Source organism: Roseivirga sp. E12 (genome assembly GCF_017592825.1).
In the GTDB taxonomy this organism is placed as follows: Bacteria; Bacteroidota; Bacteroidia; order Cytophagales; family Cyclobacteriaceae; genus Roseivirga.
In genome coordinates this window covers 442794-461581 of the sequence record NZ_JAGFMD010000001.1, presented here as the reverse complement: position 1 = coordinate 461581, position 18788 = coordinate 442794, and the positions used below count along the sequence as shown (strand labels likewise).

The following is an 18788-nucleotide window of genomic DNA, read 5'->3' as shown; positions in this document are numbered from 1 at the left end:
ACGGTGTTAATCCTTTGGACAAAAGAAAATGCAAACGAAATCATCCGCGCTTTCCAATCAAACCTCCATGGCAAGTAGAGAATCATTTGCTATTTTAAGGCCAATGAACAAGCCTCACACTCCTCTTCTACTCAGAATTACTTCAGGAAGAATACCACCACTAGTAGTCGGAGTAATGGTTTCCATTCCTAGTCTAATTGCCCTGACCTTGGTGTTTAAGACAGATAACATTCTCTTGTCTTGGAACAACTATGAAAATGTGGCTTCCTTCTACACACTGTCTTTTGGTTACCTTATTTATATATCCCGATTAATTAACAACAGCCACACAAACCAGTTTAATCAATTGTTGAGCTATACAGATCTCTCTGAATCTCAAAGAACTGAGTGGTCAAATGAATTTAAACAACACAGAAGACTCTGGCCAGAAACCCTTATTGCCGCTGCCGTGGGCTTTGGGCATGCCTATTTTGCCATTATTAGAGTGATTCTTAAGGGAGAATCCACTTTTGAATATTTAAGTTGGTGGCGTGCTTTTCACCTGATCATGATCTGGATAATCATCACCCAATCTATCTCCATTTACACCAGAAATATGACCATCATGAATAAGCTATCTCAGCATATCAAGGTGGACCTTTTAAATCTCCAGCGCTTTATGCCATTAACAAGTGCAGGTGTTATCAGTATGCTTGCATTTACCGGAGTCTATGCCATTCTGTTCATATTTGCCTTCAATGTAAGTGATCTAACGACTAACCCTGCTATGTTGGTCTTGCTGCCCACTATTTGGATCATGATACGTAGGCCATTGAAAGGGGTCAGAAAAAGAATAATTGAAGCCAAACAACGAGAGATTACCTTGATTGAAGCCGCCATCGAAGGAGACAATGAAGCACTGAAACAATCTCGTATCGGCAATAACCTGCAGAACATTAATGTAATTGACCTTATCGGTTATAAGAAGACTATCGAGAACACCCTAGAGATACCTGTTAATATACCTACAGCATCGCGGTTTATCTTCTACCTTATTATTCCCGTACTGACTTGGATTGCTGCATCAATGGTCGATAAAGTCATTGACTACCTGATCAAGTAATAACAAACGTTTGCAGCCACAGAAGGCCTAATCACCATTTGAATAGTTTCAAGTATTCTTAAGAATTCCTTAGTTTTCTAATTCATTCAGACGCGCAAAATGAAAAACTCAAGCAGATTCTTTGTTCTTATCATGCTTTTCTCACAGGTCGCCTTTAGTCAGAAGCTTCCTGAACTTAAGATAGAACCACCTTTTTGGTATGCGAACATGCCTACGGAGAAACTTCAAATCTCCATTTATGGCAAAGATATTTCTTCCTGGAGAGCTAGTATTGATGCTTTGGGAATCACTTTGGTAAACCAAACCATAGGTGATAGTCCAAACTACCTATTCCTAAATCTTGAGATTAGTCCTGATGTGGCTGCCGGAAGCTTCAATTTAACCTTACACAAAAAGAAAAAGGCCTTACCTATTCAGTTTGAATTAAGACAAAGGCCTTCGGATAGCAATAGGAACCAAGGCTTTACTAGTGAGGATGTTATCTATCTCTTAATGCCTGATCGCTTTGCCAATGGGAATCCAGACAATGACACAGTTGAAGGAATGCTAGAGCCTGCACGAAGAGACGACCCTAGCGGACGCCATGGCGGAGATATTCAAGGTGTCCTTGAACAACTCGATTATATTAAAGAATTAGGTATGACAGCCGTTTGGTTGACCCCCGTTTTTGAGAATGATCAAACACCCGAATACAAGGCTTATCATGGTTATGCAGCTACCGATATGTATAAGATAGATAGGCGTTTTGGTAGTAATGAAGAATTTGTAGCGTTTGTAGAAGTTTGTCATGCTAAAGGACTGAAGGTCATAATGGATATGATTCATAATCATATTGGAGATCAGCACTGGTGGATGAAAGATTTGCCATTCAAAAATTGGGTGCATGATCAAAGTGTATATGGGAATACCAGCTACAGAGGTCCTGTGGCGTCAGATCCATATGCATCAAAACACGACAAGGACAGATTGATAAAGGGTTGGTTTGTGGATGAAATGCCAGACCTCGATCAACGCAATGAAACTTTAGCGGACTATTTAATTCAGAACACACTCTGGTGGATAGAATATAGTGGTGTTGATGGTATCCGTATGGATACTTATGTATACCCCTATAAAGAATATATGGCCCGCTGGGCAAAAGAGGTCATTGAGGCCTACCCCAACTTTAATATTGTGGGTGAATCATGGGTGGAAACTGTCGCTCATGAGTCATACTGGCAAGAAGATAGGGCTGGTGAAAATGATGGCTACAATTCTTATTTACCTAGCGTTACAGACTTTCAAATCCACTTTGCCGTCAGAGATGGCTTCAATTCGAATTTTGGTTGGGAAAGCGGTCTCATGAAACTTTACTATGCCTTATCTCAAGATCGTCTATATTCTGACCCAATGAAGAATGTCATCTTCTTAGACAATCATGACATTGGAAGAATCTTTTCTACCCTGGGAGAAAACCCCGACCATTTGAAGATGGCCTATACTTTTCTCTTGACCACTCGTGGGATTCCGCAGGTATACTATGGTACTGAGTTAGCTTTTAAACAAGGAACTCAAGGAGGAGATGGAGATAAAAGAGCCGAAATGCCTGGAGGCTGGGAAGGCGATGAAAGGTCTGTTTTTACTGCTTCAGGAAGAACGGAAGCTGAAAACGACATGTTCGACTATGTCAAAAAGATCACCAATTGGAGGAAAACCAGCGAAGCGATCCACCATGGAAAGCTTCTTCATTTTGTACCAGAGAGCAATAGTTACGTCTTTTTCAGATATACAGACAATGAACGGGTAATGGTCATTATGAACATGAATGACGAACCACTGACAATTTCCAGGCAAAAGCATATAGAAATGCTACGAGGTTATTCAGAAGGACATAATGCAATAACTGACGAAAAAGTCGATATTAGCAAGGACTTTACAGTGGCTGGCAAAACGACTACTGTATTAACCTTAAAGTAAAATATTAGCTTGGACACTTCGGGTTTACAGAATAGTTGCGATAATACCTTCTATGAATCGCTATTTCGAACCTTAGCCCCTACCATTCGAAACTTTCTCATCTATAAATACAGAGATGCCGAAAGAGCTGCTGATATGGTGCAAGAGGCTTTCCTCACCTTATGGAAGAACTGTGAAAAAGTGATGCCAGATATGGCAAAGGCCTATCTCTACAGAGTTGCTCAAAACCAAATGTTGAAGTTGGTGGATAAGGACAAGGTCAAACAAAAACACATCCAGTTCATTTCGAAAACTACTCACAACGAAGACCCACAATTTCAGATGGAGTTTTCTGAATTTGATGTGCAAATTCAGAATGCGATCAATGGACTATCTGAAGGGCAGCGGGAGGTTTTTCTTTTAAATAGAATTGAGAAGAAGACATATTCTGAAATAGCCGAGATGCTGGAGGTAAGCGTAAAGGCCGTAGAGAAGAGAATGCACAAGGCTTTAGTGAAAATTAGAGAAATTCATAAAAATATTTAAGACAGAGGTAGGGTAAAAAAGACCAGAACGTATTCAAGAGCATAGTTGGTATAAATGGCCGATAAAATAAACGATAGCGAAGACTTTCTAGCCAGATGGCTAAGTGGTGAATTGTCACCAGAGGAACAACGTGAATTCGAGAGTTCTGAGGAAGGTATTGCCTTTTCGAAGATTGTCGAGTCCACGGATAAGTTGGCTATGCCACAATATGATGTAGAGACTGAATTAGCAAAGCTAAAGGACAGACGCTCGCAAGAGGCACCAACAGAAACTAAAGTCATACGCCTTGGTGGATTCTTTAAATATGCCGCTGCTGCAGTTGTGGTAATAGGAATTTCCTTGATATACTATCTGACACTGCCTAACTATACTGTTTACGAAACTCTGGCGGGTCAAATTGAGACAATCACATTACCAGACCAATCGATCGTTACACTGAATGCTAATTCCAAGTTACGCTTTGACCCTGACGAGTTTGGTGAGAATAGACACTTGCTCCTTACGGGAGAAGCATTCTTCGAGGTTACAAAAGGCATAAACTTCGAAGTTGAAACAGATCAAGGTACCGTTAAGGTTTTAGGTACATCATTCAATGTTTGGAATAGAAACAACCTACTGGATGTTGTATGTTATACTGGTAAAGTAAACGTTAGTGAACAGGAGTTCTCCCAGGACCTTATACCGGGCGATGGCGTCAGAATTGATAATGGTTCGTTTAAACGTTCGTGGAAAAAGCAACTGAATGACGGTAAGCCTGTATGGATTACAAGTGGGGTAACCGAACTTGAAAACGTAACTCTAAAGGAAGCTCTGAATGAACTGAGTAATGTTTTTGGGATAGACATAAAATCAACACCAGAAATTGATATTATTCCGTTTACAGGTAACTTCCCTAATGATGATGTTATCGCGGCAATTAAACTCGTTCTAAGAGCTGACAATATTGAATATCAATACGACTCAACAAATCAAAAACTGGTACTTTCTGGTATCAAAGGCCAGTAAGCGCATAGCTCTACTCCTTTGTTTACTTATCCTACCCCTAACTGTTCAAGCACAGTCAGATGGTCAATACACAGCATCTAACCGTTCTTTAAAGCAAGTACTCAACGATCTTGAAAAGCAATTTTCAATTTACTTTTCTTACAACCCAGATGAGGTACGGGAGGAACGAATAAGCATTTCTGGTAACTACACCGGTCTTTCCAGTCTTTTGGGGCTTATCATTGGCCAAACCAGCTTAGAACTAGAACAGATCAAAGATGAATTCTATGTCGTAAAGAGACCTGAATCTAAGTACTTAGACATTCAGGTAATAGACGATGAAACTGGCGGACCTCTGCCCTATGCTACTTTTAGATTACTGGGCACCTCTCTAGGTCAAGTTGCTGGTATGGATGGGGCCATAAAGCTGGTCTTACCTAATCCAAAATCTGCAGTACTGGAAGTGTCATACCTGGGTTTTCAAACCACAACGGTAAATGTTGAAAGTATAAATACAAACGATCGATTTGTAATAAACCTGAAGCCCACCCCAATTGAACTAACTGACTTTGAAGTTAAGGAATACATTAATGTTGGAATTGGCTCTGATCCAAAAGCCAACAGTTTCAGAATACTGCCTCAGCAAATGGAAATATTGCCTGGTTTGTCTGAGAGAGATGTGCTTCTATCGGCACAAATAATATCAGGACTCACTTCCAATGATGAATCTGCTTCCGGTATCAACATAAGAGGTAGTGCGCCTGATAATACTCTGCTCTATTGGAATGATGTTCCTGTATATCATTCGGCCCACTATTTTGGCAATGTATCGAGCTTTATACCATCCTCAACAGGTTCTTTGGATATCTATAAGAATTACATTCCAGTCAGATATGGCGGAGCTACTGCTGGCCTTATTTCCATTGCCTCCAGGAATCAGATTGATGGAGAAACTAGAGCTGAAGCAAGTGTAAATATGACGCATGCCGATGTCTATGCGAAACTTCCGTTTAAAAGGGACTTAGGTTCATTTATGGTCGCCTTAAGAAGGTCTTATAACGATGCACTGCCCACATGGACCTATAACTCGTACTCCACAAAGCTCTTTGGTAGTGAAACCAGAGATGGGCAAGGCCTCTATCAAGTGACTGATAATGTAGCCGATTTCGAGAATAATCTAAGTTTTTACGACATCAACCTCAAATGGGATTATCAGCCCAATAGTCGCTCTTTGTTCACCGCAAGCTTTGTGAACAGCTCTAGCAGGTTTAGCTACCAAGAAGATGATGATTTAGAAGATGTCAACATTCAACAAAACCATGAAATCAAAAGCTATGGTGGTAATTTTGGTTATTCCTACCGCATCAATGACAAAAACTCTTTGAAGTCAAGTCTAAGTTACTCTAACTATGACATGTCATACGCTTTTAGCAACCTTCGAGACGATGTATCAGAAGATGATAATGACGAGTCTACCAGAAGTAATGCCATCAGGAACTTAGAATTGAGACTTTCAAATTCTTGGAGAATCAATGATTCAAACATTCTTGAATATGGCTACCAACTCAATCACTTTAATATTGACAATGTAATCTCGGAAACAGAATTCTTTGAAGAAGATGCTGTAACGGACATTAATTCAAATGGGCTTGTCAATGGGCTTTTCTTTGACTTAAATCACCGACCCAATGATAAATTGGAAGCAATCGTCAGTGGTCGGGTTACGCACGTTGGCACCTTAGGAGAAGCCTATTTTAGCCCACAAGCCAAGCTCAACTACAGTTTGAAGCCCAATTTGATTCTTAAATCATCTGTAGGACTTTATCATCAATACTTGAGTACCATTCAAGAATCTGATTTTACTTTGTCCAATGCCGTTGAAAGGCATTGGTTGCTTTCCGATCTTAATGAAGATGAGGACGAAATAGCAACAGTACCCATCATATTCAATCGCCAAGCCACTTTGGGCTTTATCTACAATGAAAAATCTTGGCTGATAGACTTAGACCTTTACCTCAAAGACATCGATGGTATTTTGGCCATAAATCAGGGCTTTGGCTTTGAAAGTGACCAGGCTTTTGAACCTGGCTTCGAGCTTATTCAAGGTATTGATTTAACCATCAGAAAACGTTGGAAGTACTTACGTGCGTGGATGAGTTACAACTTCCAAGACTCGAAAGTTGAGCTTAATTCTATCTTTGATAATCCATTTCCATCTTCTTTTAACATTAAACATCAACTAAGACTTTCAACCACTTACAACTGGAAAAATTGGGAATTTTCTCTTGGCTACATCTTTAAAACAGGCTTGCCATTCACTCCAACTCCAACCCTCACTACTACTACTGATTCTGACGATGATGACGATGATGATGACGATCCTGACACAGGAAGTGATGACATTATATACGACCTTGAATACGTCTCCCCTAATACCCAGCGCCTCCCCAACTACCATAGAATTGATCTCTCTGTTTGGCACAAGTTTGGAAGCGATAATAGTCGTATAAAAGGTGAAGTTGGACTCAGTATTATCAATTTGCTCAACCGCAAAAACACTTTTAACAGAAGTTATTCAGTTGATTTTGATCGCAATAATCAGATCTCAGTCCTTGAACGCACGAAGTTTTTCCTTGGGTTTACCCCAAATATCAGCTTCAGAATTTGGTTCTAGAATCCATCATGACAAGCATATAAAAAGGCCATCTCGATAATTCGAGATGGCCTTTAAGCTTATTGAGATTGACTAGTGACTACTCGCCATCGTCATCATCATCTTCTCCATCGTCATCGTCTTCCGTGTACTCACTGACAAAAGACCCATCCTCAGCAAAGATTAGCACAACATCGTTTGACAACTCTATATAATACTGCATCTCCTCAGCATCATACCACGCCTCTTCAATTTGCTCTCCAGCATAATTAGCGGTCACGTAATCCGAAATAGCAGTTGGTAGGTCAGCAAGATCAACTTCTTCACAGTCGTCTTCATAGTCACCATCATCCTCATCTTCTTCAATGAAATTGCCATCCTTATCGAAGATCACTACAATCCCACTATCTAAGAAGATCAAGTATTCCTCATCTTCCGTATCAAACACGGCAAATTCAATAACAGCGCCAGCATAATTAGTCGCTATATAGTCCTTAATAGACTGTGCTAAAGAATCAATCTCTACGTCCTCGTAGTCATCATCCTCGTAATCGTCCTCGTAGTCATCTTCATCAAACTCATCTAAAAGTGTTCCATTAGTGTCGAAAACAAGCACTATTCCAGATTCTAGTACAACCACATACTCACCGTCTTCAGCATTAAGACCAGCGATATCTATTCCGACTCCATTGTGATTGGCGATTAGGTAATCGAGTATAGGCTGTGGAAGTGATGCAGAATCTACTTCTTCAAAATCATCTTCAAAACTACCGGCATACGCCTCTAGATTAAACGAGATGATAAACTGCTCTGAAGCATTAAAAACAAGCACTGTATCATCATCAAGAAGAATTATATACTCACCGGTTGTGGTTAACCATGCTTCCTCAATTGTCAATCCAGCGTGATTGTCCGTTACATATTGTGTAATAGCGTCTGGAATAGTCGTTACTTCTTGCCAGCTATCCATGCCAGAAGTATCATAGTCCTTAGAATCGACAAACCTTAATCGAGACTTACTAGCTGCATTAGCCTGGACTTCAGTAGGAACTGTATCCGTATTTTGATTGTCACATGACATTACAACTGTCATGATTGCCAGGGTCATTAGCCCCATCATTGTTCTGAATTTTTTAATCATTTTCATCATTATTAGTTTAGAATACTTTAAAATCAATCATTCACTTGGGCGTGGCTGGTGACCAAACCCTCTACTTCATTGGTACTCTTAGGTGAGGACTTTTCAGTTAATCATCGTTGTCATCATCGTTATCATCGTTCTCGTTATCATCGCCACCCATGGTGTCTCCTTGTGTCACTTGAACATCCGATCCACTGGCAGTTCCGTCTGCCTGTGGGTTAATTTGTTCACAGCTAGTAAAGCCAATGATGGCCAATAGCGTAATGAGCATAGTTAGTCTTTTCATTTTCATATCGTTTAAGCAAAAACCCTTAGCATATTGCCATTCAACTCCGTATTGTAAATGGTTAGGCCATTTCTTCCATTTCCATTCAATCCCGCGCCATCCAATCTAAAGCGGGCACCATGAGCAGTACAATACCACTCTCCATTCCTAAGAATCACTTCCTTTCTTGGGTCATGTGAACATGTCCTGGTTGCAGCTACATATTCCCCAGTTGTGGCCCTAGCCACTACAACCTGATTATTGACTATTACATATCCACCATTATTTGATAGATTTGAGTTCACTGCTGCATTAAGATCTAGTGTAAAGTCGATTGCAGTAGATGTACCCGGTTGATCAGGGTTGATGTTCTCAACAGCACAACCTCCGAGGCAAGTGGCGGTGAGTGCAAATGCAGCTCCCCCTCCTAGTTTTTTTAAAAAGTCTTTACGTTTCATATTATTTTATAATCATTATTACATATTAACATTTATTCATACATACATATATTATTTTATTAGAATGTAAAGTTCATCCCAATACTGAAAATATCTGCAGTCAAGCTTGGCGTTCTTGTATAATGCCCATATTTGAAATTGATCTCTTTGAGCGTAAGAAGTCTATTGTTTCTACCTGGTAGTCTCATGGCCCCAATTCCATCCGCTGGAGAATACCTCACGCCTATACCATATTGATGACTAGAGAGGTTACTTAAGTCATAGTCTGATGTGTAGTACTGAAATTCACCGGTGTGCTGCCCAAAGGATGCGAAATAGTTCGCCTCGGATTGGGTGTGGTACCTGTAGAAAGGATAAATCGAAAAGAAGCGATTCAACTTGATTGGTGCTTCTAAGGCAAGCGTATGTCCTATAATTCCCCAATCATCCCAATAGAAACGATAGTAAGCTCTTAGCAGCAAGTAATCAGTCGCGTAATAGTTTAAACGAACACCTACAGGGATTTTCAATCGATTAAACGGCAGCCTCTCCACCCTGGCTTCAGTCTGGTTAGTGAAATACACTCTATGGAATGGCGTACTTAGCAGCCCAGATTGTGTTACTACATCAGCAGATATACTTGCCTGCATACGTCTATTGATAACAGTAGAGAAGCTTGCTGATATACTGTAGGACCTTCTTTGATCCGTAGTTACCCACTGTCTATCTCTGAGCTCCCTCGGATATATAATCTCCCAACGATCTATGAAAGCCTGAGCAGAAAGCCCGAAGGTTCGATTACCATCAAGTGAGGTCTTAGAGACATAACCGGATAGTTGTATGGAATTATAATCATACTCTGTAGAACCACCCACCTTAAATCCCCAAGTCAAATCGTTCTTTGCTTTGCGGCTATATCCGAAGTTTGCATGAACACGCGTATCCTTGCTGGATGCAGAAGACACGAAGTCATCTATATTATCAGTTGAAGCCGAAGAATACATGTCAAAACCTCCATCTATCGTAACTGTGTTCTTTTCGTCCAGCACAAGATTGACAATGATCTTGGATGTCAAATCAGTTAACTGCTCGGTTCCTAAGCCACCCGTAACTGGTGAGTTGTTACCATCTTGCGAATAGTAACTAAAGAGAAGACTGATGTCTGACTCTGCCAGTTTCTTTATCTCAAATGCAGAGCTGTCTGCTTTTGACTTTTCACTTTGAGCCCACAGTTCGCCTGTCCATGCAAGCAGAAGAGAGAGAACTATTACTTTCCTTAGTTGCATCCGCATCCCCCACCTACTTTACCACCGTTAGCGCCAGAGGCACCTTCTCGATAAGATTGAAAATTGATACAGAAATAGTCTATCGACCGAGCGCTCAAAGACATCTCTTGATCGTTTAGATACATTTTTTGATACCCTTTGACGCTTGTGCAAGATTGTGAAAGCATGAAGCCAGCTCCTGCCAATACGCCAATAAGTAGTCTTTTCTTAGTCATGATTTTATCCTTAATGTGATCTTAGTCGTTATGATTTGTTGCTGATCTCCAATCGATCTGATGTCACTAATTCATCCCCATCTGTGATGATTAAGCATTCGACTCCCTCTAATTGATTGATGAGATAAATTCCTTTTTCTACTCCGAGCACAAACACACTTGTCGAGAGTGCATCCGCTAACTCCGGGTTTGCACTTACTATGGTGACACTCTTTATTCCTGTGGTTGGGTAACCCGTTCTTGGGTCGATGATATGAGCATAGCGAACTCCACCAAACATGACGAATCGCTCATAGTCTCCTGATGTGACAACAGATGTATTGTTTACCGCAAGCCACGATAAGACTTTCCCCTTTTGTCTTGGGTCAGCAATTCCTACTTTGAATGTTTCTCCATCAACGTCTTTACCCCAGGCAATCAAATCTCCCGCTGCATTCACTACCCCACTTTTGATGCCTAAGGCAGACATTTTTTCTTTAGCTTTTTGAGCGGCATATCCTTTGCCTATAGCCCCAAAGCCTATTTTCATTCCTTTTACCTTTAAATAAACTTCTTGCTTTGTTGGGTTGAGTTGGATGTTTCTAAAGCCAATTTTAGACTTAGCCTGAGCGACTATTTCCTCTGATGGCATGGCTTCCATTGATCCATCGAATTTCCAAATCCGATCCATGGAAGCATATGATATATCGAATGCACCATCTGTAATAGCCGATATCTGAATCGCTCTTTGAATTAATTGATACAATTCCTTATCAACCTTTACAGGTTTAATACCTGCATTCTTATTGATCAAAGAGGTCTGAGAATTTGGATCCCATGAAGAGATGAGCTTTTCTATGCGGCTTATTTCTGTAATACCCGCATTGATGCCATACCAGGCCCTTTGCGCATCTGTATGAAATGCACTGATCTCAAACCTAGAGCCCATTAACTCCAGTACTTTGTGGTGCTTCTGAGGCTGTTGTGCCAAGGCGGCACAACAGCTTATCAGAAGACTCACGGTCAAAAACTGTCTCATTTTAAAAATTGGTTGAATTGAAGAATGTAATCTTGAGGAGTCTTGGTTTTATCGAAACCAAAAGTGCCTAATGCTTTACCTGAGGCATCAGTAAATACAGCTAATGGAAACTCTCCATTTGGATTGTACTTGGCTGCTAGAGCCTCATTGTGTAGTGTCTGCTCTTTAGAAAGCTTATTTTTCTTTCTGTAAGGAAAATCGGCCTTTACAAGGACCAGGTTTTCCTTCGCATAAACGATAAACTTATCTGATTCAAATAGTTCCTTGTGCAGTTGTATACATGGCTTGCACCAGTCAGATCCTGAAAAAACAACCAATATGGTTTTTTGTGATGTTGCTGCCTGAGCTTTTGCTTCTTCGAAGTCGAAAGTCCAATCAACTGAATCGTTGAAAGGTAGCAGTGTAAATGAGAGTATCAGAAGTAAATTTTTCATCTAGTGTTTTGGTATAATCACTAGAGAATACTGGAGCTGCGACTTTACCCCACCCCTTGCTCAGAAAAAAAATATCTAACGCGAAAAGACTTCTTAATTCATCAATGAGAATGTACTCAGAGGAACTTTTAGGGACTTACCCCTCAATTCGATCTCTCCAATACTTCTTTTTTCAAAAGGTATTTTCTCAGAGAATAGATCAAATACATCTTCCGAAGCTAATAGCGACACCTTTAGCTCATTACATTTAGCCTGAATTCTAGCGGCCGTGTTCAATACATCGCCAGAATAAGTAATATCTCTTTTGACAATGCCGATCTCACCTGCAATAACTTTTCCAGTATGTATCCCGGCCTTAAATTCAGGTATAAATCCATACCGCTCTTCGTATACGGCCTTCTTTTCTTGGATCGATCGCTTGATATCAAAGTAACACTTCAGGCAGTGATGATCAGAAATGCCATCCTCTACTGTCCAGGTAATTACTACCTCATCTCCCACATACTGATAGATCTTGCCCTTATTGAAAATTATGGCATTGGTCATGTCTGAAAAGTAGTCTCTCAGAAACTTATGATACTTTAGATTACCAAGCTTTTCTGCCGTTGCCGTTGAGGATTTTAAATCGAGAAACATAAATACACGATCTTCTTCTCGTGCTTTATGATATTTTCCTAAGATTAGTTTACCCAGAAGACCATGTCCGAACTTATCATTGATCTGAAGGAGCAATTGAGTAGAACCAACAACTATGGACCATAGCATTATGTTTCTTAGATGTATTGAGTCAAGCAAATAGGCCCTATAAGCATCAATAAAACCCTCTTGCCCAATGGGGATCCCAGCATTTAAAGGCACGAGTATGAAACCCATAACAAAGGTTATAACACTCACTACGGAAATATAAACCATGACTATTGTCAATATTCCGTGCCAGTACGGCCGATCGATTAAGCGGTCATGGAGATAGAACACTAGAAATGAGGCACCTATAGCAATCGCAATGAGCGTTGATATAATATGAAAGGTCAGGTTCCCTCCGAAGGAGTACAATGCAGTAGTTCCCAATGAATAAGACGAATTGACTGTCCAGTGGTCTACAAGGGCAAAGACTATTGATATAGATAGCCAAGCCACTGAGATTACTCTCATCTTCGACCACTTTATCCTTAGTTTCTCATTCATTGCATACAAATTAGTGATTATAATTGATTGCTTACCAGTAGCAAATCTATATGTGTTAATACAGGAATACTAATTTCAATAGATTACTAAAATATTTAGTAAATTAATATAATGAATCGATCAGGACATGCTGATTTACCTCTTCACTATGGTACTGTACCACCTTGGCTAGCCACTAGAATGGCCCAGCTAGGAAGGGCAATCACCGAATCCATCCTTATTGAATATGGACCACACACTTTTATTCAACGTATGAGTGATCCACTCTGGTTTCAATCTTTAGGTGCTGTTATGGGAATGGACTGGCACTCTTCAGGCATTACCACTTCGGTAGTCGGTGCTTTAAAAAGAGCCATCAATCCTATCTCCGATCAGTTAGGTCTTTATGTATGCGGAGGCAGGGGTAAATATTCGAGACAGACACCTCAGGAACTGATGAAGATTGCCATGAAGACCGGCCTGGACGGGGATGAATTGGTCAGGTCGAGTAAATTAAGTGCTAAGGTAGACAACACGTCCATTCAAGATGGCTTCTCCATTTACCTACACTCCTTCTTCTTAGCCAAAGATGGTCAATGGTCGGTGGTGCAACAAGGAATGAATGGTGCTACAGGATATGCTAGGCGATATCATTGGCACTCGCAGGCTTTTCAAGATTTCTTAAAGGAACCTCATACTTCCGTGGTTGGTCCAAATCAGGGAGAAATACTCAATCTCACCGCCAATGAGGCAGATAAGACAAAAGATGGGATTCTTGAATTGACTAAGGAAAAGCCAGGCATAATCTCACGGGAAGCACAGCGATATGTGTTAATGCCTCCGCATCATGAAGTAAGGGCTAAGGATATTGACCTTAAGAGGTTAGGAAGCGTTTTGGCACTTGCTCACGATTCGGATATTAACAACTTCGAAGAATTACTTCTATTGAAGGGTGTTGGTCCGCGAACTCTCCAGTCTCTGACACTAGTGAGCGAGGTAATCCACGGTACACCATCCAGATTTACAGATCCCGCTCGGTTTTCCTTTGCCCACGGTGGAAAAGACGGACATCCCTTCCCTGTGCCATTAAAAACTTACGATGAAACGCTTAACATCTTAAGGACTGGTTTAGAAAAAGCCAAGATTGGTCACAGTGACAAACTAAGAGCAGTAAAAAGTCTCAGTCAAATTGCACAGCGCCTAGAAGACTCATTCACTCCTAATGCCAACTTTGAAGAAGTCATCGCCAAAGAAAGAGCAGAAAGCTACAAGTATGGAGGAATGACAGTGAAGGGTCCCGCAAAAAAACCAGCCGCAAAGTCGAGCCCACAGCTACAACTCTTCTAGTGCATTAAAGGTGACTCATCACTGAATTCTTGCCCTAGATTGTGAAGCTTTTTAGTATGCTGAACTAAGGCACTGGCGAAAGTCTTATGGCTATAATATGGCACCCCAAATTCAGCTGCGGTTTCCCTTACAATCTTAGAGAGTTTTCTGTAGTGAACATGGCATATATTGGGAAATAAGTGATGCTCAACCTGATAGTTAAGACCACCAATAAGCCAAGAGAACACACGGCTTCCTGGAGCATAGTTGGCTGTAGTTTCCAATTGATGGACAGCCCAATCTTTTTCAATAGCTCCATCCTCATCCATTTTCGGAAACTCAACATCTGGCATGATATGGGCTGTCTGAAATACCGCGCTAATGCAGATCCCTGTGACCATATGCATACTTAGAAAGGCCAAAAAGATAATACCCGGACTGAACGGCAGAAAGATCATTGGTAATACCAAAGCATAGATATAATAAAGTGTCTTCCAAATCGCAACCTGAGCCATTTGCTTTCTATAAGTCCCTTTACAACCTACAAGGCCCATTTTCCAGTATCTATGTACTCTTATGAAGTCCTTGGTTGTAATCCATGAAATGGTAGAGATAGAATAGAAAAACCAAATATAAATGTGCTGATAGCGATGTGCTTTCATCCATTTTCTATTCGGAGAAAACCTTAAGAATGGTGGTGTATTGATATCATCATCAGCCTCGTCAATATTAGTATATGTATGATGCAATACATTGTGCTGGATTTTCCATACCCCAGCGTTTGCACCAATGACATTCATAGAATAGCCCAGTAATCGATTGACAGTCTTATTCTTAGAATAAGAGCCATGAATTGCGTCATGCATGACGCCCATTCCAATACCAGCCATACCAAAGCCACTGGTCAAATAAAGCACAAAAAGGAGTCCTATACTGGTAACTACTCCGACATTGATGAGTACAATAGGCACTATAAATAGAGACAACATCAAGATGGTTTTGAATACCATACCTGCATTGGCTTGTTTACAAATACCCTTTTCTGAAAAATAATTGTTCACGCGACTCTTTACAGCGCGAGAAAATTCAGAGCCTTGGCCCTTCTGAAATTTAGGATGCTTGATAGTGATAGTTTTTAAAGCAACTATTAGGCCTCAGTGCTGAGATTAATCTCACTCGTTCTTCTGAAAGGAAACAACTAATAGTCAATAGTTTTCGTCTGATTTACCTTCTTCGGCCCCTGTTTCTTCGGCCTGCAGGATTTGCGGAGTGTTTAGACCTATTATTACCTCCCCGGTCATTCCTATTGTTGCTTTTTCTATGATTTTGCCTGCCTGAAGGCTTTCCTTCTTCGTCTCGATTGACACGAATTGAACGTCCTTCGACCTCAATATACTCAAAGTGTTTGCTCAAACCATCATCATGCTTAGAATCTAGGTTAAAAAAGCTACAATTTTTTTGAATCGATAGGTCTGAGAAGAGTCTACGGCCAATTCCGGTAACATCCGACAAGAAATGAATCAAGTCGGCTTCCGTGATCCCGTCCATAGTCCCAACATTGATGAAATAGCGGTTCGCCCCTTCTTTTGTCCTTGATTGACGATCTTTTCTTGGCTTGTCTCTTTCGCTTCCTTTTCCTTGACCTTCGTTAAGGTCGTCCATACCTCCACCTTGTACCATTAAATGATCAAGTTGAGTGGTGATTAGTCGTTTGAGAAGATCTTCCTTGCTCAATTCAGCAAACTGACCGTGCAAACTATTAAGAATCTCTTCTGCTTTTTCGTCAACCTTGGTATTGAGAATCAAACTTGCCCAATTATTTAGGCGGTTCACTTTCAGTTCGTCAATCGTTGGGATAGTCACCTTTTCAAAGGTGATATTCATCTTCCTTTCAATATCAGTGATCTTTCTCCCCTCACGTGGATTGATAAAGGCCATGGAGATACCTTTATTTCCAGCTCTTCCCGTTCTTCCACTCCTGTGTGTATAGCTTTCTAATTGGTCAGGAAGCTTATGGTGGAAAACATGGGTTAAATCATTGACATCAATACCTCTTGCCGCTACATCGGTGGCAATTAATAATTGCATAGACCTGCTTTTGAAACGCTTCATGACGGTGTCGCGCTGTCTTTGAGATAAATCGCCATGTAAGGCCTCAACAGAATAACCAATCTTCGAAAGCTCATCAGCAATCTCTTGAGTATCCATTTTAGTTCTGCAGAACATAATCCCCTTCATATCAGGTTGAATGTCCAAGAACCTCTTCAGTGCCGAAAGCTTATTATCGGACTTAGTAACTACATACTGATGAGAAATATCTTTGTTACTCTTTTGTTCAGCATCTACAGCGACCTCCAGAGGGTCTTTCATGTAGGTCTTTACCAATCGTCTTATCTCCTTTGGCATGGTGGCTGAAAAGAGCCAAGTAACTCTATTCTCTAATGTATGTGATAGAATTTCATCGATATCCTCTTTGAAACCCATATTGAGCATTTCATCTGCCTCGTCCAAGACAACATACTCTACATTCTCAAGCTTAATTGCTCTTCTTTTGATAAGGTCCAATAAACGACCTGGAGTTGCTACTACAATTTGAGTAGGTCTCTTCAGTGCTTTAATCTGGCGGCTGATATCAGCTCCACCATATACTACTTCTACATTGACGTCCTTCTTACTCTTGGAGAAGTTAACCAACTGCTGTGCCGTTTGCTGACCTAACTCTCGTGTCGGAGCCATAATCAAGGCTTGTGTAGCCGGATTCTTGGAATCTATAAGATCGATCAGTGGTAAACCAAATGCTGCAGTTTTTCCTGTACCGGTTTGTGCTAAGCCAATAAAGTCTGTTGGATTGTTTTCCAACAACATGGGTATGGCTTTTTCTTGAATTGGGGTGGGCTGTTCAAAGCCCATATTTTGTAAAACATCACAGATTGGCTGTGACAGTCCTAATTTGCTAAAATGACTCAATGGGAATTATTATATGATTCGCAAAGGTAACCATATGCTTTGGTAATCCCTCTAAGTCTGTGATTTATCTACAAACCTTAAAACAGCTCACCTTGTACGCCAAGAGAAACTTTAAGGCGCGAGATGGGTGCTCTCGACTTCATAGGTCCTATATCTAACCTTGAGGTTTTAGTAGGTCTTTTCAATGTCATTCTACCTGACTTCCCTAATGCCTGATCGATTAACTGTTTCTCAAAATGAATCAAGCATTTAAGGTTTTCTAATGCGGGCTCTCCATCCGTCAAGTGAATCAATTTTTGATCTATGCGATGTACAGCATCCTTGGCAAGCTTCAGCCCTTCTCGATAAGCTTGTGGAGCTTCTTGCTTACTGCATGCAGCAATACTCGATGGAATACCAATGGCTAACAGGCTGATCTCATTGATCAAGCCCGCCATGTTGGTTTGTGTGTATTTACCAGCCAATTGATGTGTAGCAGCCACGATTTCCATGCCTTGCTCCAATATTTTTAAACTTCCAAAAGTCTTCATCTTAAATATTTTAAACCTAACGCCCCTTTCAATCTCCGCCACCTGGTATGGCGGAGACTGGCCAGTTAAAACTGGCACGGGACTAACCTAAACATTAATTAAGCCCTAGCAACTCTCCTTCTGATTTAGCAAAGGGCAGTGTCGTCAAACTTTCCCAGGTATTAAAAGGTGCTTTTCTCTTTAGTATGTGTAATCGAGTAATTCTAAAATTGTTAGTATAAGGTGTATGCTCGTAATCGCGTACGGCTTCCATAAACTGAAATGCATTTAAATCACGGGCAATATTCATTGCAGGCTGATAGTGCTTATTCAGAAATGCAAGTGATATAAGCTCCTTAAAAAGCCTCAACCTCAGTTGATGATAAACATCTAGAAGTGATTGCTTATTAAGGACATCGAGGAACACACTCTTGTCCATTCCATTGAACCCAAACCCATTCAAAAAAACCTCAAAGCCTTTTACTTCATCTAGTACATCTTGAGTGGCCCTTAATATCCTGTCTTCTCTTTCTTCTGGCTGAAAGAAGGATACTAAACGAATGTGAGCACATGAATTCTGACCTGAGTATGATCCATACTTCATGAAGAATTCCTTCTTGAACTTCTTGACTTCTTCATTGATTTCGGCATAAGGGAGCGCGATAACCAAGTACTCACTGAGGGTGGTATAGGTGAACATGTTGCTGGTGTTTTCAGTGATCATGATTCAAATATACTAAATATATTAGTATTGTAAACTATTATTTTTAGTAATCATTAAAAAACACTCCTACCCGCATAAAAAC

General features: G+C 40.6%; 18 protein-coding genes. 6 read left to right on the top strand and 12 right to left on the bottom strand.

Annotation, left to right across the window (positions count from 1 at the left end; genetic code table 11):
- The first annotated feature begins 67 nt into the window (after positions 1-67).
- The 5 genes from J4E76_RS01985 to J4E76_RS01965 all read left to right on the top strand — a co-directional run bounded on the left by J4E76_RS01985 (position 68) and on the right by J4E76_RS01965 (position 7241).
- A complete protein-coding gene (locus tag J4E76_RS01985; protein ID WP_208500867.1) occupies positions 68-1102 on the top strand; it encodes a hypothetical protein in 1035 nt (344 codons plus the stop codon).
- 99 nt (positions 1103-1201) lie between these two features.
- On the top strand, positions 1202-3058 hold the full coding sequence (locus tag J4E76_RS01980; protein ID WP_208500866.1) for a glycoside hydrolase family 13 protein: 1857 nt from the start codon (positions 1202-1204) through the stop codon (positions 3056-3058).
- A gap of 9 nt (positions 3059-3067) precedes the next feature.
- Positions 3068-3583 carry an RNA polymerase sigma factor gene (locus J4E76_RS01975; RefSeq protein ID WP_208500865.1) on the top strand — a complete coding sequence of 172 codons (516 nt, stop codon included), beginning with the start codon at positions 3068-3070 and terminating at the stop codon, positions 3581-3583.
- Positions 3584-3637: 54 nt separating this feature from the next.
- The gene (locus tag J4E76_RS01970) at positions 3638-4588 is read left to right on the top strand and encodes a FecR family protein (protein ID WP_208500864.1); all 951 of its coding nucleotides are present in this window, start codon (positions 3638-3640) and stop codon (positions 4586-4588) included.
- A complete protein-coding gene (locus J4E76_RS01965) occupies positions 4527-7241 on the top strand; it encodes a carboxypeptidase-like regulatory domain-containing protein (RefSeq protein ID WP_208500863.1) in 2715 nt (904 codons plus the stop codon). Before J4E76_RS01970 ends, J4E76_RS01965 begins: the two co-directional genes overlap by 62 nt.
- Positions 7242-7320: 79 nt before the next feature.
- Here the strand turns inward: J4E76_RS01965 and J4E76_RS01960 are convergent, their stop codons facing one another.
- From J4E76_RS01960 to J4E76_RS01925, 8 genes are all read right to left on the bottom strand, one after another.
- On the bottom strand, positions 7321-8367 hold the full coding sequence (locus tag J4E76_RS01960) for a PepSY-like domain-containing protein (RefSeq protein ID WP_208500862.1): 1047 nt from the start codon (positions 8365-8367) through the stop codon (positions 7321-7323).
- Positions 8368-8467: 100 nt separating this feature from the next.
- Positions 8468-8647 carry a hypothetical protein gene (locus J4E76_RS01955; protein ID WP_208500860.1) on the bottom strand — a complete coding sequence of 60 codons (180 nt, stop codon included), beginning with the start codon at positions 8645-8647 and terminating at the stop codon, positions 8468-8470.
- A gap of 11 nt (positions 8648-8658) precedes the next feature.
- On the bottom strand, positions 8659-9084 hold the full coding sequence (locus J4E76_RS01950; RefSeq protein WP_208500858.1) for a Rieske 2Fe-2S domain-containing protein: 426 nt from the start codon (positions 9082-9084) through the stop codon (positions 8659-8661).
- Between the two features lie 59 nt (positions 9085-9143).
- Positions 9144-10355, bottom strand: a complete 1212-nt coding sequence (locus tag J4E76_RS01945) for a DUF3570 domain-containing protein (RefSeq protein ID WP_208500857.1) — start codon at positions 10353-10355, stop codon at positions 9144-9146.
- Positions 10340-10564, bottom strand: a complete 225-nt coding sequence (locus tag J4E76_RS01940; RefSeq protein WP_208500856.1) for a DUF4266 domain-containing protein — start codon at positions 10562-10564, stop codon at positions 10340-10342. Before J4E76_RS01940 ends, J4E76_RS01945 begins: the two co-directional genes overlap by 16 nt.
- 28 nt (positions 10565-10592) lie before the next feature.
- A complete protein-coding gene (locus tag J4E76_RS01935; RefSeq protein ID WP_208500855.1) occupies positions 10593-11582 on the bottom strand; it encodes an FAD:protein FMN transferase in 990 nt (329 codons plus the stop codon).
- The gene (locus tag J4E76_RS01930) at positions 11579-12016 is read right to left on the bottom strand and encodes a thioredoxin family protein (RefSeq protein ID WP_208500854.1); all 438 of its coding nucleotides are present in this window, start codon (positions 12014-12016) and stop codon (positions 11579-11581) included. Before J4E76_RS01930 ends, J4E76_RS01935 begins: the two co-directional genes overlap by 4 nt.
- Positions 12017-12109: 93 nt before the next feature.
- Complete coding sequence (locus J4E76_RS01925; RefSeq protein ID WP_208500853.1) at positions 12110-13201, bottom strand: adenylate/guanylate cyclase domain-containing protein; 1092 nt, start codon at positions 13199-13201, stop codon at positions 12110-12112.
- Positions 13202-13312: 111 nt separating this feature from the next.
- On the opposite strand from J4E76_RS01925, the gene J4E76_RS01920 reads away from it, so the two are divergent.
- Positions 13313-14527, top strand: coding sequence for a DUF763 domain-containing protein (locus J4E76_RS01920; RefSeq protein ID WP_208500852.1), 1215 nt, complete (start codon positions 13313-13315; stop codon positions 14525-14527).
- On the opposite strand, the gene J4E76_RS01915 is transcribed toward J4E76_RS01920, so the two are convergent.
- The 4 genes from J4E76_RS01915 to J4E76_RS01900 all read right to left on the bottom strand — a co-directional run bounded on the left by J4E76_RS01915 (position 14524) and on the right by J4E76_RS01900 (position 18706).
- A complete protein-coding gene (locus J4E76_RS01915) occupies positions 14524-15567 on the bottom strand; it encodes a fatty acid desaturase (RefSeq protein WP_370592785.1) in 1044 nt (347 codons plus the stop codon). The genes J4E76_RS01920 and J4E76_RS01915 overlap by 4 nt on opposite strands.
- Before the next feature lie 163 nt (positions 15568-15730).
- On the bottom strand, positions 15731-17416 hold the full coding sequence (locus J4E76_RS01910; RefSeq protein WP_236017258.1) for a DEAD/DEAH box helicase: 1686 nt from the start codon (positions 17414-17416) through the stop codon (positions 15731-15733).
- 134 nt (positions 17417-17550) lie between these two features.
- Positions 17551-18003, bottom strand: a complete 453-nt coding sequence (locus tag J4E76_RS01905) for a hypothetical protein (protein WP_208500848.1) — start codon at positions 18001-18003, stop codon at positions 17551-17553.
- Positions 18004-18097: 94 nt separating this feature from the next.
- The gene (locus J4E76_RS01900; RefSeq protein ID WP_208500846.1) at positions 18098-18706 is read right to left on the bottom strand and encodes a 2'-5' RNA ligase family protein; all 609 of its coding nucleotides are present in this window, start codon (positions 18704-18706) and stop codon (positions 18098-18100) included.
- Positions 18707-18788 lie beyond the last annotated feature (82 nt).